This is a genomic window from Nocardia testacea NBRC 100365 (genome assembly GCF_000308775.1).
Lineage (GTDB): Bacteria > Actinomycetota > Actinomycetes > Mycobacteriales > Mycobacteriaceae > Nocardia > Nocardia testacea.
Map to the genome: position 1 here is coordinate 22,049 of NZ_BAGJ01000071.1, position 23,825 is coordinate 45,873.

A 23,825-nucleotide genomic window follows, 5' to 3' on the forward strand; every position below is an offset into this window, starting at 1 on the left:
AACCGATGGTCCGTGCCGACCGGGTCTGCAAGAGTTTCGGGGCGCTTCGGGTGCTCGAGGGGATCTCACTCGAGGTGCCGCGCGGTCGGGTGCTGTGCCTGATCGGGCCCTCGGGTTCGGGGAAATCCACCTTCCTGCGATGTATCAACCATCTGGAACAGGTCGACGCGGGCCGGTTGTACGTGGACGGGGAACTGGTCGGCTACCGCGAGAAGGGCGGCAAGCTCTACGAGCTGCACCCCCGCGACGCCGCCCGTCAGCGGCGCGAGATCGGGATGGTGTTCCAGCATTTCAACCTGTTCCCGCATCGCACCGCGCTCGCCAACATCATGGAGGCGCCCGTCCAGGTGAAAAAGGTCCGCCGGGCCGACGCGGAGGTGCGGGCGAAGGAACTACTGGACCGGGTCGGGCTGGCCGACAAGGCGGGCGCCTACCCCGCACAGTTGTCCGGTGGCCAGCAGCAGCGGGTGGCGATCGCCCGGGCGCTGGCGATGGACCCGAAGCTCATGTTGTTCGACGAGCCCACCTCCGCGCTGGATCCGGAGCTGGTCGGTGAGGTGCTCACGGTGATGCGCGAGCTGGCGGCGTCGGGGATGACGATGATCGTGGTGACCCATGAGATGGGTTTCGCGCGCGAGGTGGCCGACCAGCTCGTCTTCATGGACGGGGGAGTCGTGGTCGAGGCGGGGCCACCCGGCGATCTGCTGACGAATCCGGCTCACGACCGCACCAGAGCGTTTTTGTCCCGGCTGCTGTAGTCACCGTCCTGGCCGGGCCGCGCAAAGACCTCCATACGGTGGCGAGACTGTCGTTGCGCCGCACGGCCGTGGAGCCTTGTCCCCCGCGGACCCGCGGCGGCGCGGAACCGCGCGGCTGACCGGCACCGTATCCGGTGGCGCCGGCCGGCCGGGCGTGGCCCGGCGACCGCACCTAGCGGAAGTGCACCCGGGCGGTGACCTGTTCGGTGAATTCGCCGGTCGAGGCCTGGCCACCCAGATCGGCGGTGGCGATGCCGGCGGCGAAGGTCGCCGCGACCGCGTGCTCGATCCGCTCCGCCGCCCGGGTGAGTACCGGCCGGCCGTGCCGCTCGGCCAGCCAGCGCAGCAGCATGGCGGCGGACAGGTGCAGGGCCACCGGATCGGCGCGATTGTGGCCGGCCAGATCGGGGGCCGCGCCGTGGACCGCCTGCGCCATCGCCCGGTCGGCCGAACAGTTCAGTGAGGCTGCCGTACCCAGTGACCCGCCGAGCTGTGCGGCCAGGTCGGACAGGATATCGCCGAAGAGGTTCTCGGTGACCAGGACATCGAAATCACCGGGGGAACGGACCAGATGCGCGGCGGCCGCGTCGACGTGCTCGTCCGTCACCGTCACCCCGGGGTACTCGCGCGCCACGGCATAGCAGGTGTCGCGGAACAATCCCATGGTCAGCGGCAGCACATTCGCTTTGTGCACGATGGTCACCCGGCCGCGCCGGGCGGCGGCCAGCCGGAAGGCCTCGTGCGCGATCCGTTCGGACGCCGCCCGGGTCACCAGGCCGACCGACAGCGCGATATCCGGCGTGGGACAGAACTCGCCGGAGCCGACCGCCATGTTCCGGTCGGCGTAGAAGCCCTCGCTGTTCTCCCGGACGACCACCAGGTCGATATCCGGTGCGACCGCCGCGACACCGGGAAACGCTTTCACCGGCCGGATATTGGCGTACAGGCCGAATCGGCGCCGGATCGCACCGCCGGGCGCGATGCGGTGCTCCGCTGGGTAGGAAGCGTTGTCGTGCGGGCCGAGGATCCAGCCGTCGGTATCGCGCAGACCGCTCAGGGTGGATTCCGGTAGCGGGGTGCCGAATTCGTCGATGGCCCGGCGGCCCATCGGCAACGGGACCCAGTCGACCCCGGCCGCCCCGGTGGCGGACAGTGCCTCGTCCACCACTCGGCGCGCCGAGCCCACCATCTCGGGCCCGATTCCGTCGCCCTCGATCACGCCGAGGCGTAGCCGCTCACCCTGTGCCGTCCGGTCCATCCGCACATGGTCGCAGGCATCCGGCGGAGTCCGGCCGCGGGGCGGGGCGACCCGCGATCCGCGTCGCGGCCGGCCGGCCCGTCCACCATGCTATCTTGGTGATATCACTTTGATAGAGGGAGGATGTCATGACATTCCGGAACGCCGCGCGGGTCAACGGGTTCGTCGTGCTATTGATCTGGCTGGTGCTCACCATCGCCCTCGCGGCGGTGGCGATCGCAGGTTTCGCGGCATTCGCGCAACACGAGAACGCCGCGGCCCTGGCGGGAGCGATCGTCGCGTGCGTGCTGGCAGTGATCCTCCTGCTCGGCATCACCGGTCTGACGGTGGTGAACCCCAATGAGGCCAAAGTCGTCCAGTTCTTCGGCCGCTACATCGGGTCGGTGAGCGAACCCGGATTCTTCTCGGTCCTGCCGCTGACCGATCGCCGCAGTATCTCGCTGCGGGTCCGGAACTTCGAAACCCAGAAACTCAAGGTGAACGACGCCGACGGCAATCCCGTGGAGATCGCGGCGGTGGTCGTCTACAAGGTGGTCGACAGTTTCAAGGCCGCTTTCGCCGTCGACGACTACGAGGAGTACGTGGAAACCCAGTCCGAGGCCGCGGTCCGGCATCTGGCCACCACTCACCCCTACGATGCGCACGACGCCGGCCGCACCAGTCTGCGCGACGGCGCCGAGGTCGCCGAGGAGCTCACGGTGGAACTGCGCGACCGCACCGAAACCGCGGGCATCGAGGTGATCGAGGCGCGGATCACCCACCTCGCGTACGCGCCGGAGATCGCGCAGGCCATGCTGGTCCGTCAGCAGGCCGCGCAGGTGGTGGCCGCCCGGACGCAGATCGTCGAAGGAGCCGTGGGCATGGTCGGACTGGCGCTGAACCGGCTCACGGCCGAGGGCATGGTCGAACTGGACGAGGAACGCAAGGCCACCATGGTCTCGAACCTCCTGGTGGTGCTGTGTGGTGACCGGCCGACGCAGCCCGTGGTCAATGCGGGATCGCTGTACAGCTGATGGCCGAACGCAAGAAGGTCCTGCTCCGGCTCGACCCGGCGGTCCACGACGCGATCGCCAAATGGGCGGCCGACGATCTGCGCAGCGTCAACGCGCAGATCGAGTTCGCCCTCCGGCGGGCGCTGGAGCAGGCCGGGCGCGCGCCGAGGCCGCCGCGCGGTGACGAATCCTGATCGGGGACCGTTCTCCCGGCTCGCGGGTATTCCCGGAAGCCGGGAGATTCTTGCGCCCGGCACCGCCGAACGTTTTTCCGGCCGTGCCGGGTTTTTCCCGACCCCTCCGCGGGAGCCGTGGACCCGTGCGTACTTTCGGAAATATGGACGGACCCGTGGATATCGCCGCGAACGGTGGCCGGAATTCTCCCGGCGGATTCAGTTCGTCGTGCGCGCGCCCGGCTCCGGCGGCTTATGGCTGACGAAGATCGCCGTCCCGGGGAACAATTGCCCACGCAGTGGGCTCCACTGGCCCCACTCCCGATCCAGCCACTCCGGCCAGTCCGGCTCGACGATATCGTCGAGCAGCAACCCGGCCCCCACTATTTCCCGGACCCGGTCGCCGATGGTGCGATGGTGTTCCACATAGGTGCACCGGCCCTCGCTGTCGATCTCGGTGTAGGGGGTGCGGTCGAAATAGGGGATCACGGCTTCGAGACCGTCCGGGCCGGGATCGTCGCGGAAGATCCACCGCATCGGATGATTCACCGCGAACACCCAGCGCCCGCCCGGCCGCAGTACCCGGGCGACCTCCCGCATCACCAATGCCGAGTCGGCGACGAAGGGGACCGCCCCGAAGGCCGAACAGGCCAGGTCGAAGGATTCGTCCGCGAACGGCAGGGCCTCGGCGCCCGCCTGTACGAGTGGCACCCGCGGTCCACCCCGGGCCATGGCGGCAAGCCCCCGCGACAGCATTCCCCGTGAGATATCGAGTCCGACCGGGTGGGCGCCCTGACCGGCCAGCCAGCGGGCGCACGGCGCCGATCCGCAGCCGATCTCGAGGATCCGTTTGCCGGTGACCTCACCGAGGAACCGCATATCGCCCTCGTGCAGGCCCTCCGGGCACCAGATGAATTCGCCGCCGATACTGTCGGCGCCGAGGAAATCCCCGTGCGTATCGTGGTACTGGCCGGCGTCGGCGTCCCACCAGCGCCGGTTGGCGCGTTCGCTCTCGGCCGACCCGACCCGCAGGCGTGCCGCACCCGCGGTGCCCAGTAGTTCGGTGGCCTGAGCGTGGCGATCTTGGACGAGGTCGTCGGACACGATGTGAAGCTTATAGATCCGCTGCGGGGGGTCGTTTGCCCGCCCGGTTCCGGGTCGCGTACGCTGAACGCGCAAGTGATCACACCTGGAGCCGCTGGGTGTATCGCAGCGTACCGAAAGTCTCAATGTCCGCAACCGATCACAATCCGTCCGGAGCAAACCGCCACATGCCCACCACCGTCACCTCGCCGCAGGTAGCCGTTAACGACATCGGCTCCGCCGAGGATTTCCTCGCCGCCATCGACGCCACGATCAAGTACTTCAACGACGGCGATATCGTCGAAGGAACCATCGTCAAAGTCGACCGCGACGAGGTCCTGCTCGACATCGGTTACAAGACCGAAGGCGTCATTCCGTCTCGCGAGCTCTCCATCAAACATGATGTCGACCCGAACGAGGTCGTTTCCGTGGGCGATGAGGTGGAGGCCCTTGTCCTCACCAAGGAGGACAAAGAGGGTCGCCTGATCCTGTCCAAGAAGCGTGCGCAGTACGAGCGCGCCTGGGGCACGATCGAGGAGCTCAAGGAGAAGGACGAGGCCGTTCGCGGCACCGTGATCGAGGTCGTCAAGGGCGGTCTGATCCTCGATATCGGTCTGCGCGGCTTCCTGCCCGCCTCGCTGGTCGAGATGCGGCGGGTGCGTGATCTGCAGCCGTATGTCGGCAAGGAGATCGAGGCCAAGATCATCGAGCTGGACAAGAACCGCAACAACGTGGTTCTGTCCCGTCGCGCCTGGCTGGAGCAGACCCAGTCCGAGGTGCGCAGCGAATTCCTGCACCAGCTGCAGAAGGGCCAGGTCCGCAAGGGTGTGGTCTCCTCCATCGTCAACTTCGGCGCCTTCGTCGATCTCGGCGGTGTCGACGGTCTGGTGCACGTCTCCGAGCTCTCCTGGAAGCACATCGATCACCCGTCCGAGGTGGTCGAGGTGGGCAACGAGGTCACCGTCGAGGTGCTCGACGTCGACCTGGACCGCGAGCGCGTCTCGCTGTCGCTGAAGGCCACCCAGGAAGATCCGTGGCGGCAGTTCGCCCGCACCCACGCCATCGGCCAGATCGTGCCGGGCAAGGTCACCAAGCTGGTTCCCTTCGGCGCGTTCGTGCGCGTCGAAGAGGGCATCGAGGGCCTGGTGCACATCTCCGAGCTGGCCGAGCGCCACGTGGAGGTCCCGGACCAGGTCGTGGTCGTCGGCGACGACGCCATGGTCAAGGTCATCGACATCGACCTGGAGCGTCGCCGGATCTCGCTGAGCCTCAAGCAGGCCAACGAGGACTACAGCCCCGAGTTCGATCCGTCGAAGTACGGCATGGCCGACAGCTACGACGAGCAGGGCAACTACATCTTCCCCGAGGGCTTCGATCCCGAGACCAACGAATGGCTCGAGGGCTTCGACAAACAGCGCGAGGAGTGGGAAGGCCGCTACGCCGAGGCGGAGCGCCGGCACAAGATGCACACCGCGCAGATGGAGAAGATGGCGGCCGACGCCGCGGCCGAGGCCGCCGGTGGCGGGGGTTCGTCGAACTACTCCTCCGAGAGCGGCGCGCAGTCCAGCGCCAGCCAGCAGGAGTCGGCCGGCGGTTCGCTGGCCAGCGACGCCCAGCTCGCGGCCCTGCGGGAGAAGCTGTCCGGTAACGCCTGACAGGGCGGATATCGGTAGCCGATAGCCGAACAGCAGACCCCGGTCCCTGGTGGACCGGGGTCTGCTGCGTCAGTACCCGACGGTGAACCTACGCTGGATGTACTGCGGAAGCTGCGCTTCGTCCAGTAATGCCACCGCGACATCCTCGGCGGAGATGTCGCGGCCGCCGGTATCGAGCAGTTGATCGCCGCCGATACGGAATCGGCCGGTCCGTTCCCCGGGGTCGATGCGGCCCGAGGACGGGCTGAGGTAGGTCCAGAGCCGATTCGAGGTGCGATAGATGTTCAGCGCGTCTCGCAATGCGGCGACGACCCGGTGATACTCGCGGGGTACCCCGAGAGCGGTGGGAAGGTTGTCCGCGAAGCCCGGTTCGTCCACGAGTTGCCGGCCGGGGGCGACCTCGAGACTGCCCGCGCCACCGACCACGAGCACCCGCGTGTGCGGATGCCGTGCCAGGGCGGCCACCATGGCCCGCGCGCCCGTCACGAAGTCGCCGGCGCGCCCGATCGTTTCCTCGATTCCGTGCCCGGCGTTGACCGCACTGATCACCACGTCCAGCCCGGCGATCGCGCCGGCGATACTGTCCGCGTCGCGCCAGTCGGCCACCTGCCAGTCGACGCCGCTGCGCTCTTCCGGAAAGCGGGACTCCTCGGTGGTGAAGGCCCGTATCCGATGACCACGGCGTACGCCTTCGGTGACAGCGCGTGAGCCGATCACGCCGGTCGCGCCGAAAACTCCGATATACATGCCCACTCCTGGTTCGTCATGCTGTGGTTCATGCCGTGCATTTACTACACGGTGTTCAGTAACTACACGAGGAACACTAGCTGCACTCTGTAGAGTGTCAAGCGTGGCCGAGGTTGTGATGAGCCGCCGGGAGCGGCTACGTGCGGAGACCACCCGCGAGATCAAGGCGATCGCGCTACGGCTGCTCGCCGAGGGGGGCCCCGATGCGATCGCCCTACGGGCGATCGCCCGGGAAATGGGGATGACGGCGGGCGCTGTCTACGGTTACTACGCGACCCGTGACGATCTGATCTCCACCTTGATCGCCGATGTCTACGCGGCCCTGGTCGATCGCCTCGAAGCGGCCCGGGACGCGATCCCGGTGGCAGACCCCGGCGGCAGGATCGTGGCGTGGGGCGAAGCGGTACGTGGCTGGGCGGTGGAGCGGCCCGCGGAATTCCGGCTCGTCTACGGGGACCCGGTTCCCGGCTATCGACCACCTCCGGGCGGCGCGGCCGCCGAAGCCGAGCTGCGGGCCTGCACCGGATTGGTCGGCCTGGCGGCGGCCGTCTGGCCCCACCGTCGCGGCCGGGCCGCGGACGCCGACGTCGAATGGGACGATTTCGGCCCGGAGCTCACGGGGCACGTCCGAGCGGAATTTCCGGCGTTGCCGCCCGCCGGACTGGCCTTCGCGCTGCGTATGTGGGGCCGGATGCACGGCCTCATCTCGCTCGAGGTCTACGGCCATCTGCGTTCGCAGACCGCCGACCCGGCCAAACTCTTCCGCGCCGAGATGGAGGAGCTGGTCGACGGATTGGGACTCTAGCGCCCGGAATACAACGGTGGCCCGGTCCGAGGACCGGGCCACCGTTGTCCGTCGAGGTACTAACCTGCCGGGACCGGGACCCAGCGCGGCCAGACGATCGACGGACGCGGGCGATGAGCGGCGAGACTGTGGCGTGGTGCGATGGTGAAAAGACTGAGCCAGGGCCGGCGATTCTTCGACAGATACGCCGCCACGGCCGGAATGGTGAGACAGTGCACCCGCCCCGGCGCCCCCAGCCGGTGCCGGCCTGTGCGGTAGTGCCTGATGCGCATGCTCGTTCCTTTGCTATCCGTAACAGAAGCGGTGAATCGGGGCGTGCACTCAGGCCGAACACTAACGCAGTTACTGGCGTAATCAGGACATTTGCGCCGTTCCGCCGCGCCTGGGCGTGTCGAGCGGGTAGTGCGCGAAACACCTCGCCGCCACGCCGGTACGGGCGGATGCGAGACTGAGCGAATGTTACGAATCGGCCTCACCGGCGGTATGGGAGCGGGCAAATCGACGGTCGCGCGAGCGCTGGTGGAGCGGGGTGCGGTGCTCATCGACTCCGATGTCATCGCGCGCGAGGTGGTCGCGGTCGGAACGCCGGGGCTCGCCGCTCTGGTCGAGGCATTCGGCTCGGATATTCTGGCCGCGGACGGCAGCTTGGATCGGCCGGCCCTGGCGGCCAAGGCTTTTCGCGACGACGAATCCCGCAACACCCTGAACTCCATCACCCATCCGCTGGTCGGGCAGCGTACGGCCGAGCTCTTCGCCGCGGCCGCGCCGGACGCCGTGGTGGTCCAGGATGTGCCGTTGCTGGTGGAGAACCATATGGCGCCGTTCATGAACCTGGTGCTGGTGGTGGATGTGGCCGCCGAGACCCGGATCCGGCGCCTGGTGGAATTCCGTGGTGTGCCCGAGGAGGACGCGCGGGCCCGGATCGCGGCCCAGGCGACCGACGAGCAGCGCCGGGCCGCCGCCGATGTGCTGCTGGACAACAACGGCCCCGCCGGAGCGGTCGAAGCCGCCGTGGCGCGGCTGTGGGACGAGCGGTTGGTCCCGTTCGAGGCGAATATGCGTACCGGTACCGCGGTACGGCCGGCGCCGCGGCTGGTCGACCCGGATCCGGAATGGGCCGCGCAGGCGCAGCGGCTGATCGCGCGGCTGCGGGTGGCCGCCGGTGCCGCCGCGGTGCGGATCGACCATATCGGGTCCACCGCCGTGCCCGGCCTGCCGGCGAAGGATCTCATCGACCTGCAGATCACCGTGCCGCACCTCGCCGCGGCCGACGGTATCCGCGACGCGTTGGCCGCAGCCGGATTCCCGGCGATCCCGCAGCACACCCACGACGCGCCGAAGCCCGATGCCGGGGCGGATCCGGGGCGCTGGGAGAAACGCGTGCACGGTAGCGCCGATCCCGGCCGCCCGGCGTATGTCCATCTGCGCGCCGCCGGTGGGCCCGGCCAGGAGTTCGCGCTCGCCTTCCGTGACTGGCTGCGCGCCGAACCGGACGCGCGGGCGGAATACGTCGAGGTGAAGCAGAAAGCCGCGGCCGCGGCCGCGGGACCGGACCGGGAGGAAGCGGTCGACGCTTATCCGGCGGTCAAGGAGCCCTGGTTCGATGCGGTGTACCCGCGGGTGCTCGCCTGGCGGGCCGCGCATCCGGAGTAGCGGCGGCGGTATCGGGGTGGGTGCGTCCGCTGCGCGGGGCGAGCGCCGGGCCGGACCCGATGCGGGGTCCGGGGCGTCACAGCCAGGTGAGCGGCATATCCAGGGAGGCCGTCCAGGCCAGGAAATCGTGGTCGTGGGCGGCGATACCGTCGATCGCCCGGGTGGCGGTGGCGATCGCCCGCTCCGCGGCGCGGGCGTCGAGCAGACCCACGGCGTGGGCGGCGAGCAGTTCGTCGACGTCCAGCAGTTCGGTTTCCCGGCCCGTGCGGACCACCAGATCGAGATAGTGGTCCTCCGAGCGCCATTTCTTCGGCCCGACCTCGCCGAATTCGCCGATATCGAGGTAGTAGTCCTGATCGCGCCGATGGGCCGGGTGGAAATGGAACACGGTCGCCCGCAGGTGCAACGCCGGGAGCAGCCACGACTCGATGTAGTGGAACTGGGGGTGGTCGGCGGTCCGCGCCATGTACAGCCCCCAGGGTTCGAGGTGGTAGCGCTCCACATCGCGGACGAAACCCTTGGGGTCGGTGTTCGTCAGTTCCGCGATATCGAAGTACTCCACCTTCGGCCGGTGGACGTCCACGGTCGGTGCCTCTGTCACAGTTGCCGAATCTACCCACTGGCCGCACCGGGCGCCTCGGGGCCGCCGGGCGTGCCGGAGCCACGCCCCCGCCCTGCGGTCTCGGTGCGTGGGCTCCGGCACAGGTCGAGGGCGGGATTCTGTCGGTGTCCGCGCCTAGTCTTGGGGCATGGCATTCGCAACCGAACTCCGTGCGGCCGGCGTCAGCGGGACCGAGGCCGACGGAGAGACTCCGCTGGCCCGATCGGAGTTCCGTCCGGTCGGTGAGATCGAACGCACCGGTGGGCGGTTCGAGGTGGTCAGCCCGCATCGGCCGGCCGGTGATCAGCCCGCCGCGATCGAGGAACTGGAGCGCCGGATCACCGCGGGCGAACCCGATGTGGTGCTGCTCGGCGCCACCGGCACCGGCAAATCCGCGACGACGGCGTGGCTCATCGAGCGGCTGCAGCGGCCGACTCTGGTGATGGCGCCGAACAAGACGCTGGCGGCGCAGCTGGCCAACGAACTACGCGAAATGTTCCCGCACAACGCGGTCGAGTATTTCGTCTCCTATTACGACTATTACCAGCCCGAGGCGTATATCGCCCAGACCGATACGTATATCGAGAAGGACAGCTCGATCAACGACGATGTGGAGCGGCTGCGCCATTCGGCGACCTCCGCGCTGCTGTCGCGCCGGGATGTGGTGGTGGTCGCGTCGGTGTCCTGTATCTACGGTCTGGGCACACCGCAGTCCTATCTGGACCGCTCCGTCCTGCTCGAGGTGGGCTCCGAGGTCGACCGCGACGCGTTCCTGCGGATGCTGGTGGACGTCCAGTACACGCGCAACGACATGTCCTTCACGCGGGGCTCGTTCCGGGTGCGCGGCGATACCGTCGAGATCATTCCCTCCTACGAGGAGCTGGCGGTCCGGATCGAATTCTTCGGCGACGAGATCGAGGAACTCTATTATCTGCACCCGCTCACCGGGGATGTCGTGCGCAAGGTGGATACGGTGCGTATCTTCCCGGCCACGCACTATGTGGCGGGGCCGGAGCGGATGGAACGGGCCGTCGTCGCTATCGAGGCCGAACTCGAGGAACGCCTCGCCGAGCTGGAGCGCAAGGGCAAACTGCTCGAGGCGCAGCGATTGCGGATGCGGACCCAATACGACCTCGAAATGATCCGGCAGGTCGGATTCTGCTCCGGTATCGAGAACTACTCGCGCCATATCGACGGCCGGCCCGCCGGTTCGGCGCCGGCCACCCTCCTCGACTATTTCCCGGACGATTTCCTGCTGGTGATCGACGAATCCCACGTGACCGTGCCGCAGATCGGCGGTATGTACGAGGGGGATATGTCGCGTAAGCGCAACCTCGTCGAATATGGTTTCCGGCTGCCCTCGGCGGTGGACAACCGCCCGCTCACCTGGGAGGAGTTCGCCGAACGGATCGGGCAGGCGGTGTATCTGTCGGCCACTCCGGGCGACTACGAGCTCGGCCGCACCGGCGGCGAGGTGGTGGAGCAGGTCATCCGTCCCACCGGCCTGGTCGATCCGAAGGTCGAGGTGAAGCCCACCAAGGGACAGATCGACGACCTGGTGCACGAGATCCGGTTGCGGACCGAGCGCGACGAGCGGGTGCTGGTCACCACACTCACCAAGAAGATGGCCGAGGATCTCACCGACTATCTGCTCGGTCTCGGGGTGCGGGTGCGGTATCTGCACTCCGAGATCGACACCCTGCGCCGGGTCGAGCTGCTGCGACAGCTGCGGCTGGGCGAGTACGACGTGCTGGTCGGCATCAACCTGCTCCGCGAGGGCCTGGACCTGCCCGAGGTCTCGCTGGTCGCGATTCTGGACGCCGACAAGGAGGGCTTCCTGCGCAGTACGAAGAGCCTGATCCAGACGATCGGCCGGGCCGCCCGCAATGTGTCCGGTGAGGTGCACATGTACGCGGACAAGATCACCGACTCCATGCGCGACGCCATCGACGAGACCGAACGCCGGCGCGCCAAACAGCTCGCCTACAACGCGGAGATGGGTATCGATCCGCAACCGCTGCGCAAGAAGATCGCCGATATCCTCGATCAGGTCTATTCCGAGGCCGGTGACGAGGTGGAGGTCGGCGGTTCCGGCCGTAATGCCAGCCGTGGCCGCCGGGCCCAGGGCGAACCCGGCCGGGCGGTCAGCGCGGGCATCGTGGAGGGTCGCGATATCAAGTCCATGCCCCGCGCCGAACTGGCCGATCTGGTCGCCGAACTCACCGATCAGATGATGAACGCGGCCCGCGAGCTGCAGTTCGAGCTCGCGGGCCGGCTGCGCGACGAGATCGCCGACCTGAAGAAGGAGCTGCGCGGTATGGACGCGGCCGGATTGCAGTGACCTGGTCCGGACCGCGCCGGCCGCCGGGTTCAGGCCTGGGTGGCCATCCATTCGTTCACGCGCCGCTCGGCCTCCTCGCGGGAGACGTCCTCCACCCGGGTCATCACGACCCAGCGATGGCCGAACGGATCCTTCAGGGCGCCGTACCGGTCGCCGGTGACGAAGGTGGCCGGGTCTTCGGCCACCCGGGCGCCGTGCTCGCGGGCGCGGGCGATCACGCCGTCGACATCGGGGCAGTAGTGCACCAGCGAGGTGTGCACCCAGTCGCCGCTGGGCGCCAGCACATTCTGGTCCGGGACCGGGAGCCCCAGCTGGATGGTGGAATCGCCGATCTTCAGTTCGGCGTGGGCGGGCTGACCGTCGGGCATATCGTTGCGCGAGATCACCTCGGCGCCGAATACCGCGGTGTAGAAATCGATGGCGGCGTTGCCGTCGGAGACCGCGATGAACACGGTGATGGAGTGGTAGCCCTCGGGGATGGGATCGACTGTTTCGCTCATGCCCATGACTCTGCCGGGCCGGAGTCGTGGATTCTTGTAAGAAAGCGACAGCTCACGATGGCACTGCCCGGGCCCACCGGTACACCCGCGCAGTGCCGTCGGGTGGGCGGCGCTCGTCCTCCTTTCCCGGTCGCTCGCGCCGGGTGGCGCCCGTGGAGCGGAGCCGGGCACGAGATGCCACGCCCGGCCACCCCGTACGAGGTGGCGGGCCGGTGCCGATGCACTCCTGGCTCGGTCCCGCCCGATTCGGCCGCCGCGGGTACGGGTAGCCGCCCGCTCCCGTCGACCGGGGGCGCCGCCGGGCCGGCCGGCATCGGGGCGCGAGGTCGCGACCGGCCGGCGGTCGCCTTCCGGCCGCCGGAAACCGGTGCCGACACCTCCAGGTCCGGGTAGGGAAGGCCGAGCCCGTGACCGACGCCCGGATACCGGCGACCGAAGTACCTTCTCCCGGCGACCGCAAGGCGATCCTGCACCCGCACGAGCAGGAGCGGTACCGCACGCTGAACCGCCTGCCGGCGGGCGCCGCGGTATCGGACTATGTGGACTGGTACTGGTCGGTGCGCTGGGATCTGCGTGGCCGGGCGCCCTACTACGCGGAGGTGCTGCCGTATCCGTGCGTCCACATCACCTTCGAACGGGACGGCGAATGCCGCGGTGGTTTCGTCAACGGCGTCTGCACGAAGAAGTACGTGCGTGAACTGATCGGCCGGGGGGAGACCTTCGGTGTCCGGTTCCGGCCCGGCGGCTTCGGGGCGTTCACCGGACTCGACGTCGGCGCGTTCCGGGATCGTGCGGTACCGCTGGACGAGGCGCTGCCCGATACCGGTGACCTCGTCGACCGGGTGCTGGCCGAACCCGGCGATCCCGGCCGCCGCCGCCTGGTCGAGGAATATCTGGGCACCCGCGCGCGCCGGGACGACGCCAATTACCGGCTGGTGCTCACAATCGCCGCCGCGATGGCCGGTGATCCCGAACTGACCCGGGTCGACCAGGTCACCGAGCGATTCGGTGTGCCGGTGCGCACACTGCAGCGGCTGTTCCGCCGCTATATCGGTGCGGGACCGAAATGGGTGCTGCGGCGATATCGATTACAGGACGGCGCGGATCTCCTGGCCCGCGGTCGTATCGCGGATCTCGCGGCGCTGGCGGCCGAACTCGGTTATTTCGATCAAGCGCATTTCACCCGTGAGTTCACGGCGGAAGTCGGAATGGCTCCGCTGGAATATGCCAAGAATTCGTTACGCTCGCGCGATGAGGTGACCTCCAAGGTCCTCCCGGCCTCATAATCGTCAGAGCGAATCTCGGGCGAAGCGGTACCGTCGGCGACTGATGAGGAGCTGTACATGGATGTCGTGGTGTTGATCGGCCGCGTGATGTTCGTCATTCTCTTCCTGAGTTCGGCGCTGGGACATTTCACCCAGACCAAGGCCATGGCGGGCTATGCGCGGGCCAAGGGGGTGCCGGTGCCGGAGCTGGCGGTACAGGGGTCCGGGCTGCTCATGCTGCTGGGCAGTATCAGCATCCTGTTCGGGATCTGGGCCGACCTGGGCGCCCTGCTGCTGTTGATCATGCTGGTACCCACCATGATCATGATGCACGCCTTCTGGAAGGAAACCGAGGCCGAGGCCACCCAGGCCGAGACGATCCAGTTCAACAAGGACCTCGCACTCGCCGGGGCCTGCCTGATGCTGTTCGCGTTTTTCGCGCACACCGAGGAATTGGGTCTGACGATTACCGGTCCGCTGTTCTCCCTCTGACCGCACCGAAATGGCACTGCCGGTTCCGACGGGCACCGGCACTGTGAGGAAAGTCCTACGGCGCCAACGGCGTTCGTATTGCTTGTGACCCCTCACAGGTTTGGCCGGGCCGGTGGGGAAAGTGCCAGGTAGACGCGGCGTGCCTCGTGGGCCCGTGTGGAAATGTGAAACGGCACCGTAGTCGAACACCGCTGTGATGTACAACGAATCCGGATATTCCGGCCGGTGTTCCGGCTATGGTCTACGCAGTCGCTGCGCCGTCGCCCGACTTTCCACGAGCAAGCGGCGCAGCCGCGTTTATACCCCGCACAGTTGGAGGAGAGAATGACCGCCTACCGGACCATTGTCGTCGGTACCGACGGCTCGGACTCGTCGTACGTCGCCGTGGAAAAGGCCGCGTCACTGGCCGGCGCCGCGGGCTCGACGTTGATCGTGGCCTGCGCCTACTACCCGACCGACGACCGTGACGTCGCCGCCGCGAGCGATATGCTCAAGGACGAGGCGTACCAGGTTCGTGGTTCGGCGCCCACCAACGAGATCCTGCGCGTGGCCCGCGACAAGGCGGCTGCCGCCGGGGCCAAGGAGATCGTCGAGAAAGCCATTGTCGGCGAACCGGTCGAATCCCTGCTCGACCTGGTCAAAGAGACTCAGGCCGATCTGCTCGTGGTCGGTAACCGGGGCCTGAACACCCTGGCCGGTCGGCTGCTGGGCTCGGTGCCCTCCGATGTGGCGCGCAAATCGAAGTCCGATGTGCTGATCGTGCACACCGTGCGCTGATACCGCGATCGCGGACCGCCCGCCCCGCCCGGATCACGTCTTCCGGGCGGGGCGGGCGCGTTCCGCCGGCCTCACTCGGCCAGCCGGTGCAATTCCGAGGGGAGATCGCCGCTGTGCACGACGGTGAGCCGCTGGGTGGCCCGGGTGATGGCGACGTACAGATCGTTACGGCCCCGCGGTGATTCGGCGATCACCGCACCCGGTTCCACCAGGTACACCGCATCGAACTCCAGACCTTTCGCTTCGGTCACCGTCAGCACCCGCACGTATTCGCTTGCCAGCCCGGATAATTCGCCGACCAGAGCGGCCGGGGTCAGCACCGCGGCGGTGCCCGGGCCCTGCTCCGCGGCGAGCAGACCGGACAGTTCCGCCGGCAGTCGCGCCGCCGCTACCCGGTGCGCCCGCGGCGGCACGCCCGAATCGCGGACCGAGCGCGGTACCTCGGCGGTGGGGTCGATCGTGGCCAGCACGTCCGCCGCCACCGCCATGATCTCCGACGGGGTCCGGTAGTTGACGGTGAGCTCGGTGCGTTTCCACCGTTTGGCCACATACGGTTCCAGCATGTCCGCCCAGGAGCTCGCGCCCGCCGGATCGCCGGTCTGCGCGATATCGCCGACCACGGTGATCCAGCGATTCGGGATCCGGCGCATCACCATGCGCCAGGCCATCTCCGACAGTTCCTGCGCCTCGTCCACGATCACGTGGCCGTAGGTCCAGGTGCGATCGCCCGCGGCGCGTTCGGCGGTGGTCTGGCGGTTGCGCACCTGCTGGCGTTCGGCCAGCTGGCTCGCGTCGATGAGGTCGTAGGCCATCAGGATCTCCGGGTCGAGCTCGTCCTCGAGATCCTGCGGGGCCGATCCGGTCAGGATGTCCAGTGCGTCCTGCGCCTCGGCGAGCTGGGCGCGCCAGCGCCGGCGGGCACGTTCGCGTTCCTCGGCGTCGTCGGTGCCCAGGAGTTCGGCGAGTTCGTCCAGCAGCGGGGCGTCGGCGGCACTGAACTCGCCGGTACCGGTGCGCAGTAGTTCGGCGCGGTCGGCCGGATCGAGCACCTTGCCGGCGGCGCGTTCGAGCCGATCCGCGTCGGCGAACAGGTCGCCCAGCACCTGCTGCGGAGTGAGCATCGGCCACAACTCGGCCAGCACCCGCTGGATCTTCGGGTCGGCGCGCAGCTCGTCGCTGATCTCGGACAGATCCGCCGCGCTGAGCAGACTGCGGCCGTTACCGGCCGGGTCGGCACCCATGGTCTGCGCGAGCTGATCGGTGAGCGCTTCGATCACCATCGACGCGAAAATGGGCCGGGCGAGGTTGTGCGGTCGACGTGACGAGCGGGCCCGGCCGCGGGCCCGGGTGACGATCTTGCGGTCCAGGGTCACCGGATAGCCGTCGAAACTCAGGGTGATCGGCTCACCCGGCACCTGCTGGCGGTCGCGTACGGCGTTCTTCAGGATGTCCAGCACACTCGTCGAACCCTTCAACTGCCCGGCGCGCAGGGAGTCGGTGAGCGTGGCCTTCACTCCCGGGTACAGATCGCCGATGGTGGACAGCAGCACCCCGGTCTCACCGAGCGACGGCAGCACCTGGCCGATGTAGTCCAGGAAGGTGGCGTTGGGGCCGATGATGAGTACGCCGCTCTTGGCGAGTTGCTGGCGATAGGTGTACAGGAGATAGGCGGCGCGGTGCAGGGCCACCGCGGTCTTACCGGTGCCCGGGCCACCCTGCACCACGAGCACGCTCTTGTGTTCGGCGCGGATGATCGCGTCCTGTTCGCTCTGGATCGTCTCCACGATGTCGGCCATCTGGCCGGTGCGGGCGGCGTTCAGCGCGGCCAGCAGGGCGCTCTCGCTACCGACGCCACCGTCGGAGGTGGTGACCCCGGCCCGGTGCGCGGCTTCGAGATCGAGGTATTCGTCGTTGACCGCGGTCACCCGGCGGTTGCGGGAGCGGATGTGGCGGCGCCGCAGCACCCCGTCCGGTGCCGCGGTGGTGGCCAGATAGAACGGCCGGGCCAGCGGAGCCCGCCAATCGAGCAGCAGGGGTTCGTAGTCGTTGTCCTCGTCGAGGATCCCCAGCCGGCCGATATAGCGCTGTTCCGGATCGCTGTCCGCGGTGGCGAGATCGATGCGGCCGAAACACAGGCCGTGCTCGGCGGCATCGTATTTGGCCAGGTCCTCGGTGTAGAGCTGGGTGAACGACTCGCGTTCGGTGCGGGCCTGCGGGGTGCCGCCGGTCTCCAGCAGGACGGTGCGCAGCCGATTGTCGGCGTAGGCGCGCATGCCGTCGAGCCGCTCGTACAGCACCGACAGGTACGCCTGTTCGTGGTCGAGGTCCCGCGTCGCCGTGTCCGGAGACGCCACCTCGGGCGCCGGTTCGGTGGGGCGTTCCTCGGTGCGGTTGTCGGGCAAGTTCTGACTCCTTCTCACCCACGGCGGGACGGGCTCGGCGGGGCACGGCGGGATGGCGTGCACAGAGTTGTCGAGTCTACTGCGGGTTCGTATCGGATGTTGTTCGCGCAGGTCACACCGGTGCGATCACGAGACGTGCGAATTGTCGCCGCGTATGCCGCGGCCGCGCGTGCCATCGCGCCGGCTCGGCGACTTGGCCTCGTACATGGCCACATCGGCATCGTGCAGAACCGCTTCCGGGGTGCGCGGATCGCCCGGCTCCAGGGTGGTCACCCCGATGGACGCGTTCACCGCGATCCGATGCCCCCGCGCGACGATCGGTTCGGCCATGGCCGCGCGCAATCGCCGGACCAGCGGCTCGAGCTCCTCGTCGCCGGGCCGCCCGGACAGCAGTACCAAGAATTCGTCACCGCCGAGCCGGCCCACCAGATCCTCGCTGCGCAGCGCGCGCTGTAGTCGATGCGCGACGATTCGCAACACCGTGTCGCCGATGGCGTGGCCCATGGTGTCGTTGATCGATTTGAAGCCGTCGAGGTCGATGAACATCACCGTGGACACCTGATGCGTACCGCTGGCCGCGAGCGCTCCGGACAGCTGGGACAGGATCAGCGACCGGTTGGCCAGCCCGGTGAGCGGATCGTGGGTGGCCTGGTATTCGAGCTGCCGGCGGCTGGCCAGATATTCGGTGATATCGGCGAACGAGCACACCGCGGCGGTGCCCTTCTCGTCGGGATTGAGCAGCCGGCTCGATACCGCGAGCCAGCGGCGCTGACCGTCGGGGCGGACGACCGCGAACACGTACGCGGTGACGGTTTCGCCGGTGGCCAGGGTGCGCGCCACCGGATGCTGCTCCTTGGGCATCGACCTGCCGTTCGAGTCCAGCAGTTCCAAGGGGAGCGCGGTGATATTGGAGCCCACCAGCGGTATCCGGTCGTCGATGCCGAAGATCCGGCGGGTGGCGGGGTTGGCCGAGGCGATGGTGCCGTCCCGGTAGATGACCGCCACCCCTTCCTCCAGCTGGGAGACCACCGTGGTGAAGTGCTGCTCGGCCCGTCGCTGGGCGCGTTCGGCCGCTTTCTGGGCGGTCAGATCGTGGATGACCACCTGGTAGGCGAGGCGATCGTGCCAGGCGGTGAGTACCGAGACTGTCTCCACCGGGACCTCGCGGCCGTCCAGTGCCAGGAGAACCATCTCGGTGGGCTCGGAGGCGTTACCCGTGGCGGTCAGGCCGGCGATCCGCTCGTACATGGGCTGGCGGAAATCGGGGTGGACGAAGCGCGCGATGTGCTGCCCGAGGACCTCGGCGAGGTTCTTGGCGCCCATGATGCGCAGGGCCGCCGGATTGGCGTAGACGACGATGCCGCGTTCGTGGACACAGATGCCGTCGGGGGAGTGCTCGACCAGGGAGCGGTACCGATGCGCGAGTTGCTCGGCGGCGGACGCCCTGCGCTCTCCCATACCAACCCCCATCGTCGGCGGACCCGGACATTCAAACACGGCACTACTCCGGTATCCACACGCATAAAATCGGACATAGTGGACGTGATCTCGATTGATCACGCCAAGACGTGTTCCCGGCGGTGCCGAGGGCGGGAACCGGCGAGGAGATTGTCATGGCGGGGACCGGATTCAGCATCGATCTTATGTCGATAGTCGGGATCGGTGCCGTCACCGGATACGGATGGGGTCGGGAAACATTGTGGGAGGGAGTGCTGAGCGGGCGCTCCGCGGCCCGGTTCGAACCCGGCTACGGAATCGACCCCGCCACCGGGGGCTGGGCTGCCCTGGTGCCCGAGGGCGGCGATCCGGCGTACGGCACCCGGTACGGGCGCGCGGTATTCGCGGCGGTGGACGAGGCGGTGGCCGATGCCCGTGCCCGCGGCTGGGAACCCGGTCCCCGAGTCGGCCTGGTGCACGCGGCCGTGCTGGGCGATGTCCGGCACCACGCGGACTTCTCCGGTCCCGCCGGCGCCGGGTTCCGCGGGCGGGACTTCCTGCGGCTGCTGCCGTCCACCCCGGCCTCGGTGGTGACCCAGGCGTTCGGGTTCACCGGCCCGGTGATGGGAGTGTCGGCGGCGTGCAGTTCGGCCAATGTCGCGATATTGCAGGCGCGGCTGTGGCTGGCGGCCGGTCTGGCGGACGATGTGGTGTGCGTGGCCTCGGATCTGTCGGCCACCCCGGAGTTGGTGCGGCAGTTCGCGAAGCTGGGCGCCGCTGCGGTCGATGTCGAATCGCTGCAGGGCTGCCGGCCGTTCCAGGAGGGCAGCCGGGGATTCAGCGTGGGGGAGGCGGCGGTGGGGTTCGTCCTCGGTCGCGGCTCCGGCCGGGCCTACGCCCGCGTCCTCGGTGGTGCGATGAACAGTGAAGCCCACCATGTGGTTTCGGTGGAGCCGAGCCACGACCGGATCGTGGACTGTGTGCGGGGCGCCCTGTTCGACGCCGGTGTCGGCGCGTCCGATATCGGTTTCCTCAATGCGCACGGGACCGGTACCGCCCAGTGCGACCGGGCCGAACGCGATGTGCTCGCCCGTGTCTTCGACGACCGGCCCGCGGTGTACTCGATGAAGCCACTGGTCGGGCATTGCCAATCCGCGTCGGGTGCCGTGGAGCTCGCGGCCGCGGCGCTGGGTTACGAGCGCGGGATCGTGCCGGCACCGCCCGCGGTGGCGCGGGCGCATCCGCGGTTGCTGAACGGGCCGGCTCCGGCGGGTACGGAGTTGACCGCGAAGCTCTCGCTCGGGATGGGTGGGAACAATTCCATGGTGATTCTGGCCCCGGCCGCCTGACGGTGGCGGCCGGGCGCCGGGGAGTGGCCGGTGCCACGCCCCCTGGACACACCGGGTTGGCCTACTCTGGATTGGTGAGCCCGTCCGGCCGGCGCATGCCGCCGGTTGCCGGCGCCCGCCCCGAGATCCTGCCGGGGCGCCCCGAGCGAAGGTAGGCGCGGCAGTCGGGTCACGTCCCGTGAACTGCTCGGGTGCGGCCGTCCGGCGAAACTTGTCGGTGGCCGGTCCTACCATCACCGCGGGCCCGCCCTGTGGCCCGGGCCGGCGGCGACCGGCCGGGCGGATCGGGCCGTTCACCGCGCTGTTGCGGACACGGTGTGACCCCACACGGTGCGAACGGGCGCGGCGGCACTAGCGATGACGAACGATGACGAGAAGGGACCGACCTGGTGGCGGAACGCCTGACTGTGCGCGGAGCTCGGGAGCACAACCTCAAGGGGGTGGACCTCGATCTGCCCCGCGACAGTCTCATCGTCTTCACCGGTTTGTCCGGGTCGGGTAAATCGAGCCTGGCGTTCGACACGATCTTCGCGGAGGGGCAGCGCCGCTACGTGGAATCGCTGTCGGCCTACGCGCGGCAATTCCTCGGCCAGATGGACAAACCCGATGTGGACTTCATCGAGGGGCTCTCACCCGCCGTCTCGATCGATCAGAAATCCACCAACCGCAACCCCCGGTCCACGGTCGGCACCATCACCGAGGTCCACGACTACCTGCGACTGCTGTACGCGCGCGCCGGTGTCCCGCACTGCCCGGTGTGCTCGGAGCTGATCGCCAAGCAGACCCCGCAGCAGATCGTCGACCAGGTCCTGGCCATGGAACCGGGTGTGCGGTTCCAGGTGCTGGCGCCGGTGGTGCGTACCCGCAAGGGTGAATTCGTCGACCTCTTCGACCAGCTGCACGCGCAGGGTTACGCCCGGGTCCGGGTGGACGGGGTGGTGTACCCGCTCACCGATCCGCCGAAGCTCAAGAAGCAGGAGAAGCACGATGTCGAGGTGGTGGTGGACCGCCTCGCCGTGAAACCGACCGCCAAACAGCGGCTCACCGATTCCATCGAGACGGCGCTGCGCCTCGCCGACGGCATCGTGGTGCTCGACTTCGTGGATCGCGACGAGCACGCGCACGACCGGGAGCGCCGTTTCTCGGAGAAACTGGCCTGCCCCAACGGCCACCCCCTCGATATCGAGGACCTCGAACCGCGCTCGTTCTCCTTCAACTCGCCCTACGGTGCCTGCCCCGACTGCACCGGTCTCGGAATCCGCAAGGAGGTCGACCCGGAACTGGTGGTGCCCGATCCGGAGCTGAGCCTGGCCGAGGGGGCGATCGCGCCGTGGTCGCGCGGGCAGAGCGCCGAATACTTCCTGCGGCTGCTGTCCGGCCTGGCCGCGGCCCAGGGCTTCGATCTGGATACACCCTGGCGGGAGCTGCCGCCGCGGGCCCGCAAAGCGGTACTCGAGGGCAGCTCGGATCAGGTGCACATCGTGTACACGAATCGCTACGGCCGGAAACGCTCCTACTACGCCGATTTCGAAGGGGTCATGCCGTTCCTGCAGCGGCGGCTGGACTCCACCGAGTCCGAGCAGATGAAGGAGCATTACGAAGGCTATATGCGGGATGTGCCGTGCCCGGTCTGCAACGGGGCGCGATTGCGGCCGGAGATCCTGGCGGTCACGCTCACCGCGAACGAGGAGCGGAAATCCATCGCCGAGGTCAGTGAACTGTCCATCCGCGACTGTTCGCAGTTCCTGAACGCGCTGACCCTGGGCGAGCGGCAGGCGGCCATCGCCGGGCAGGTGCTCAAGGAGGTGCAGGCGCGGCTGGGCTTCCTGCTCGATGTCGGCCTGGACTATCTGACACTGTCCCGGGCCGCGGCCACCCTCTCCGGCGGTGAGGCCCAGCGCATCCGGCTGGCGACCCAGATCGGGTCGGGCCTGGTCGGAGTGCTCTACGTGCTGGACGAACCGTCCATCGGCCTGCACCAGCGCGACAACCGGCGCCTCATCGAGACGTTGACCCGATTGAAGAACCTCGGCAACACCCTGATCGTGGTCGAACACGACGAGGACACCATCCGTGCCTCGGACTGGGTGGTCGATATCGGCCCGCTCGCCGGCGAACACGGCGGCCGGGTCGTGCACAGCGGCACCTATGCCGACCTGCTCACCGACGAGCACTCGCTGACCGGCGCCTATCTGTCGGGGCGGGAGCGGATCGAGATCCCGCCGGTGCGGCGCCCGGTGAACAAGAAGCGGCGGGTCACCGTGGTCGGGGCGACCGAGAACAATCTCCGGGGCATCGATGTGGCCTTCCCGCTGGGTGTGCTCACCGCGGTCACCGGCGTATCCGGTTCCGGTAAGTCCACGCTGGTCAACGACATCCTGGCGACCGTCATGGCCAACAAGCTCAACGGCGCCCGCCAGGTCCCGGGCCGGCACACCCGGGTCAACGGACTCGATCAGCTGGACAAGCTGGTGCGGGTGGACCAGTCGCCGATCGGGCGTACCCCGCGCTCCAATCCCGCCACCTACACCGGCGTCTTCGACAAGATCCGCAGTCTGTTCGCCTCCACCACCGAGGCCAAGGTGCGCGGGTACCAGCCGGGCCGCTTCTCCTTCAATGTGAAGGGCGGCCGCTGCGAGGCGTGCTCCGGCGACGGCACGCTCAAGATCGAAATGAACTTCCTGCCGGATGTGTACGTGCCGTGCGAGGTCTGCCACGGCGCCCGCTACAACCGGGAAACCCTCGAGGTGCACTACAAGGGCAAGACCATCGCCGAGGTCCTCGATATGCCCATCGAGGAGGCCGCCGAGTTCTTCGAACCGGTCACCTCCATCCACCGCTACCTGTCGACCCTGGTCGACGTGGGGCTGGGTTATGTGCGGCTCGGGCAGAGCGCGACGACGCTGTCCGGTGGTGAGGCGCAGCGGGTGAAACTGGCCGCCGAACTGCAGAAACGCTCCAACGGGCGGACGGTCTACATCCTCGACGAACCCACCACCGGCCTGCACTTCGAGGACATCCGCAAACTGCTCGCGGTGATCAACGGCCTGGTGGACAAGGGCAACACCGTGATCGTCATCGAACACAACCTGGACGTGATCAAAACCGCGGACTGGGTGATCGATATGGGTCCCGAGGGTGGATCGGGCGGCGGCACGGTGGTCGGCGACGGGACACCCGAGGACATCGCCGCGAATCCGGACAGCTACACCGGCCAGTTCCTGAAGGAGATCCTGGCCGAGCCCGCGGCCCCGCCGAAGCAGGCGGCCTCGGCGAAGAAGGCGGCCCCGGCGGCGCGAAAGGCCGCGCCTTCGGCGAAGAAGAAGGCCGCCGCGACGGAGGAGCCGGCCGCTAAGATACCGGACCCGCAGAAAGCCAAACGGCTGGCGCGGAAGGCCGCCGCCCTGCGCTGACCGGCGGTCGCATGCGGGCAAACGGCGGGTGCCGGGAGGGGCCGGGTGAGTCCCGGGTCGGCGCGCGACCGGGCGATCACCTGCCCCGCCCGGAGTGCCACCCAGCGGGCCGGCCGGGCGTGGC

The 23,825-nt window shown here is 68.4% G+C and carries 20 protein-coding genes; 12 read left to right on the forward strand and 8 right to left on the reverse strand.

Annotated features, from left to right (window positions below):
- Positions 1-5: 5 nt before the first annotated feature.
- A complete protein-coding gene (locus ON38_RS08965) occupies positions 6-758 on the forward strand; it encodes an amino acid ABC transporter ATP-binding protein (RefSeq protein WP_169333260.1) in 753 nt (250 codons plus the stop codon).
- A gap of 172 nt (positions 759-930) precedes the next feature.
- Here ON38_RS08965 and ON38_RS08970 read toward each other — a convergent pair whose 3' ends face one another.
- Positions 931-2,016 (reverse strand): isocitrate/isopropylmalate dehydrogenase family protein, encoded by a 1,086-nt coding sequence (locus ON38_RS08970; protein ID WP_039823933.1) that lies wholly within the window; start codon positions 2,014-2,016, stop codon positions 931-933.
- 128 nt (positions 2,017-2,144) lie between these two features.
- On the opposite strand from ON38_RS08970, the gene ON38_RS08975 reads away from it, so the two are divergent.
- A complete protein-coding gene (locus tag ON38_RS08975) occupies positions 2,145-3,029 on the forward strand; it encodes an SPFH domain-containing protein (protein WP_039823935.1) in 885 nt (294 codons plus the stop codon).
- Positions 3,029-3,202, forward strand: coding sequence for a type II toxin-antitoxin system antitoxin (locus ON38_RS36615; RefSeq protein WP_169333258.1), 174 nt, complete (start codon positions 3,029-3,031; stop codon positions 3,200-3,202). Before ON38_RS08975 ends, ON38_RS36615 begins: the two co-directional genes overlap by 1 nt.
- A gap of 198 nt (positions 3,203-3,400) precedes the next feature.
- On the opposite strand, the gene ON38_RS08980 is transcribed toward ON38_RS36615, so the two are convergent.
- Positions 3,401-4,285, reverse strand: a complete 885-nt coding sequence (locus ON38_RS08980; protein WP_039823937.1) for a class I SAM-dependent methyltransferase — start codon at positions 4,283-4,285, stop codon at positions 3,401-3,403.
- Between the two features lie 167 nt (positions 4,286-4,452).
- Here ON38_RS08980 and rpsA point away from each other — a divergent pair, with 167 nt between their 5' ends.
- Positions 4,453-5,919: a 30S ribosomal protein S1 gene (gene rpsA, locus ON38_RS08985; RefSeq protein WP_039823939.1), complete on the forward strand. Its 1,467-nt coding sequence runs from the start codon at positions 4,453-4,455 to the stop codon at positions 5,917-5,919.
- 69 nt (positions 5,920-5,988) lie between these two features.
- Here the strand turns inward: rpsA and ON38_RS08990 are convergent, their stop codons facing one another.
- Positions 5,989-6,666: an NAD(P)-dependent oxidoreductase gene (locus ON38_RS08990; RefSeq protein WP_039823941.1), complete on the reverse strand. Its 678-nt coding sequence runs from the start codon at positions 6,664-6,666 to the stop codon at positions 5,989-5,991.
- 103 nt (positions 6,667-6,769) lie between these two features.
- Between ON38_RS08990 and ON38_RS08995 the strand changes: the two genes are divergently transcribed.
- Positions 6,770-7,471 (forward strand): TetR/AcrR family transcriptional regulator, encoded by a 702-nt coding sequence (locus ON38_RS08995; RefSeq protein WP_218000749.1) that lies wholly within the window; start codon positions 6,770-6,772, stop codon positions 7,469-7,471.
- Positions 7,472-7,530: 59 nt separating this feature from the next.
- On the opposite strand, the gene ON38_RS35910 is transcribed toward ON38_RS08995, so the two are convergent.
- Complete coding sequence (locus tag ON38_RS35910; RefSeq protein ID WP_157181709.1) at positions 7,531-7,743, reverse strand: hypothetical protein; 213 nt, start codon at positions 7,741-7,743, stop codon at positions 7,531-7,533.
- Positions 7,744-7,927: 184 nt separating this feature from the next.
- On the opposite strand from ON38_RS35910, the gene coaE reads away from it, so the two are divergent.
- Positions 7,928-9,124, forward strand: coding sequence for a dephospho-CoA kinase (gene coaE, locus ON38_RS09000; protein ID WP_039823945.1), 1,197 nt, complete (start codon positions 7,928-7,930; stop codon positions 9,122-9,124).
- Positions 9,125-9,200: 76 nt separating this feature from the next.
- Here coaE and ON38_RS09005 read toward each other — a convergent pair whose 3' ends face one another.
- Positions 9,201-9,725, reverse strand: coding sequence for a ribonuclease FAU-1 family protein (locus ON38_RS09005; RefSeq protein WP_039823946.1), 525 nt, complete (start codon positions 9,723-9,725; stop codon positions 9,201-9,203).
- Positions 9,726-9,873: 148 nt separating this feature from the next.
- On the opposite strand from ON38_RS09005, the gene uvrB reads away from it, so the two are divergent.
- The gene (gene uvrB / locus ON38_RS09010; RefSeq protein ID WP_281004606.1) at positions 9,874-12,066 is read left to right on the forward strand and encodes an excinuclease ABC subunit UvrB; all 2,193 of its coding nucleotides are present in this window, start codon (positions 9,874-9,876) and stop codon (positions 12,064-12,066) included.
- Between the two features lie 29 nt (positions 12,067-12,095).
- Here the strand turns inward: uvrB and ON38_RS09015 are convergent, their stop codons facing one another.
- On the reverse strand, positions 12,096-12,566 hold the full coding sequence (locus ON38_RS09015; protein ID WP_039823994.1) for a VOC family protein: 471 nt from the start codon (positions 12,564-12,566) through the stop codon (positions 12,096-12,098).
- A 407-nt stretch (positions 12,567-12,973) separates the two neighbouring features.
- Between ON38_RS09015 and ON38_RS09020 the strand changes: the two genes are divergently transcribed.
- The 3 genes from ON38_RS09020 to ON38_RS09030 all read left to right on the forward strand — a co-directional run bounded on the left by ON38_RS09020 (position 12,974) and on the right by ON38_RS09030 (position 15,100).
- Positions 12,974-13,852: a DUF6597 domain-containing transcriptional factor gene (locus ON38_RS09020; RefSeq protein ID WP_245563975.1), complete on the forward strand. Its 879-nt coding sequence runs from the start codon at positions 12,974-12,976 to the stop codon at positions 13,850-13,852.
- Between the two features lie 57 nt (positions 13,853-13,909).
- The gene (locus tag ON38_RS09025) at positions 13,910-14,323 is read left to right on the forward strand and encodes a DoxX family protein (RefSeq protein WP_039823947.1); all 414 of its coding nucleotides are present in this window, start codon (positions 13,910-13,912) and stop codon (positions 14,321-14,323) included.
- A gap of 324 nt (positions 14,324-14,647) precedes the next feature.
- Entirely contained in the window at positions 14,648-15,100 is a 453-nt protein-coding gene (locus ON38_RS09030) for a universal stress protein (protein WP_039823948.1), read from the forward strand.
- A gap of 71 nt (positions 15,101-15,171) precedes the next feature.
- On the opposite strand, the gene ON38_RS09035 is transcribed toward ON38_RS09030, so the two are convergent.
- Both ON38_RS09035 and ON38_RS09040 read right to left on the reverse strand, forming a co-directional pair.
- A complete protein-coding gene (locus ON38_RS09035) occupies positions 15,172-17,454 on the reverse strand; it encodes a HelD family protein (RefSeq protein ID WP_039823997.1) in 2,283 nt (760 codons plus the stop codon).
- A 174-nt stretch (positions 17,455-17,628) separates the two neighbouring features.
- Positions 17,629-18,960: a sensor domain-containing diguanylate cyclase gene (locus tag ON38_RS09040; RefSeq protein ID WP_039823950.1), complete on the reverse strand. Its 1,332-nt coding sequence runs from the start codon at positions 18,958-18,960 to the stop codon at positions 17,629-17,631.
- Between the two features lie 155 nt (positions 18,961-19,115).
- Here ON38_RS09040 and ON38_RS09045 point away from each other — a divergent pair, with 155 nt between their 5' ends.
- Positions 19,116-20,288 (forward strand): beta-ketoacyl synthase N-terminal-like domain-containing protein, encoded by a 1,173-nt coding sequence (locus tag ON38_RS09045; RefSeq protein ID WP_245563976.1) that lies wholly within the window; start codon positions 19,116-19,118, stop codon positions 20,286-20,288.
- A gap of 389 nt (positions 20,289-20,677) precedes the next feature.
- Positions 20,678-23,701 (forward strand): excinuclease ABC subunit UvrA, encoded by a 3,024-nt coding sequence (gene uvrA / locus ON38_RS09050; protein ID WP_039823952.1) that lies wholly within the window; start codon positions 20,678-20,680, stop codon positions 23,699-23,701.
- Positions 23,702-23,825 lie beyond the last annotated feature (124 nt).

What these genes read in the sequence shown, in the direction of transcription:
- ON38_RS09025 (WP_039823947.1), top strand. Translation starts at nt 13,910, where the DNA reads ATGGATGTCGTGGTGTTGATCGGCCGCGTGATGTTCGTCATTCTCTTC.
- ON38_RS08970 (WP_039823933.1), bottom strand. Translation starts at nt 2,016, where the DNA reads ATGGACCGGACGGCACAGGGTGAGCGGCTACGCCTCGGCGTGATCGAG.
- ON38_RS09030 (WP_039823948.1), top strand. Translation starts at nt 14,648, where the DNA reads ATGACCGCCTACCGGACCATTGTCGTCGGTACCGACGGCTCGGACTCG.
- ON38_RS09040 (WP_039823950.1), bottom strand. Translation starts at nt 18,960, where the DNA reads ATGGGAGAGCGCAGGGCGTCCGCCGCCGAGCAACTCGCGCATCGGTAC.
- rpsA (WP_039823939.1), top strand. Translation starts at nt 4,453, where the DNA reads ATGCCCACCACCGTCACCTCGCCGCAGGTAGCCGTTAACGACATCGGC.
- ON38_RS09045 (WP_245563976.1), top strand. Translation starts at nt 19,116, where the DNA reads ATGGCGGGGACCGGATTCAGCATCGATCTTATGTCGATAGTCGGGATC.
- ON38_RS08975 (WP_039823935.1), top strand. Translation starts at nt 2,145, where the DNA reads ATGACATTCCGGAACGCCGCGCGGGTCAACGGGTTCGTCGTGCTATTG.
- coaE (WP_039823945.1), top strand. Translation starts at nt 7,928, where the DNA reads ATGTTACGAATCGGCCTCACCGGCGGTATGGGAGCGGGCAAATCGACG.
- ON38_RS08990 (WP_039823941.1), bottom strand. Translation starts at nt 6,666, where the DNA reads ATGTATATCGGAGTTTTCGGCGCGACCGGCGTGATCGGCTCACGCGCT.
- ON38_RS08965 (WP_169333260.1), top strand. Translation starts at nt 6, where the DNA reads ATGGTCCGTGCCGACCGGGTCTGCAAGAGTTTCGGGGCGCTTCGGGTG.
- ON38_RS09015 (WP_039823994.1), bottom strand. Translation starts at nt 12,566, where the DNA reads ATGAGCGAAACAGTCGATCCCATCCCCGAGGGCTACCACTCCATCACC.
- uvrB (WP_281004606.1), top strand. Translation starts at nt 9,874, where the DNA reads ATGGCATTCGCAACCGAACTCCGTGCGGCCGGCGTCAGCGGGACCGAG.
- ON38_RS36615 (WP_169333258.1), top strand. Translation starts at nt 3,029, where the DNA reads ATGGCCGAACGCAAGAAGGTCCTGCTCCGGCTCGACCCGGCGGTCCAC.
- ON38_RS35910 (WP_157181709.1), bottom strand. Translation starts at nt 7,743, where the DNA reads ATGCGCATCAGGCACTACCGCACAGGCCGGCACCGGCTGGGGGCGCCG.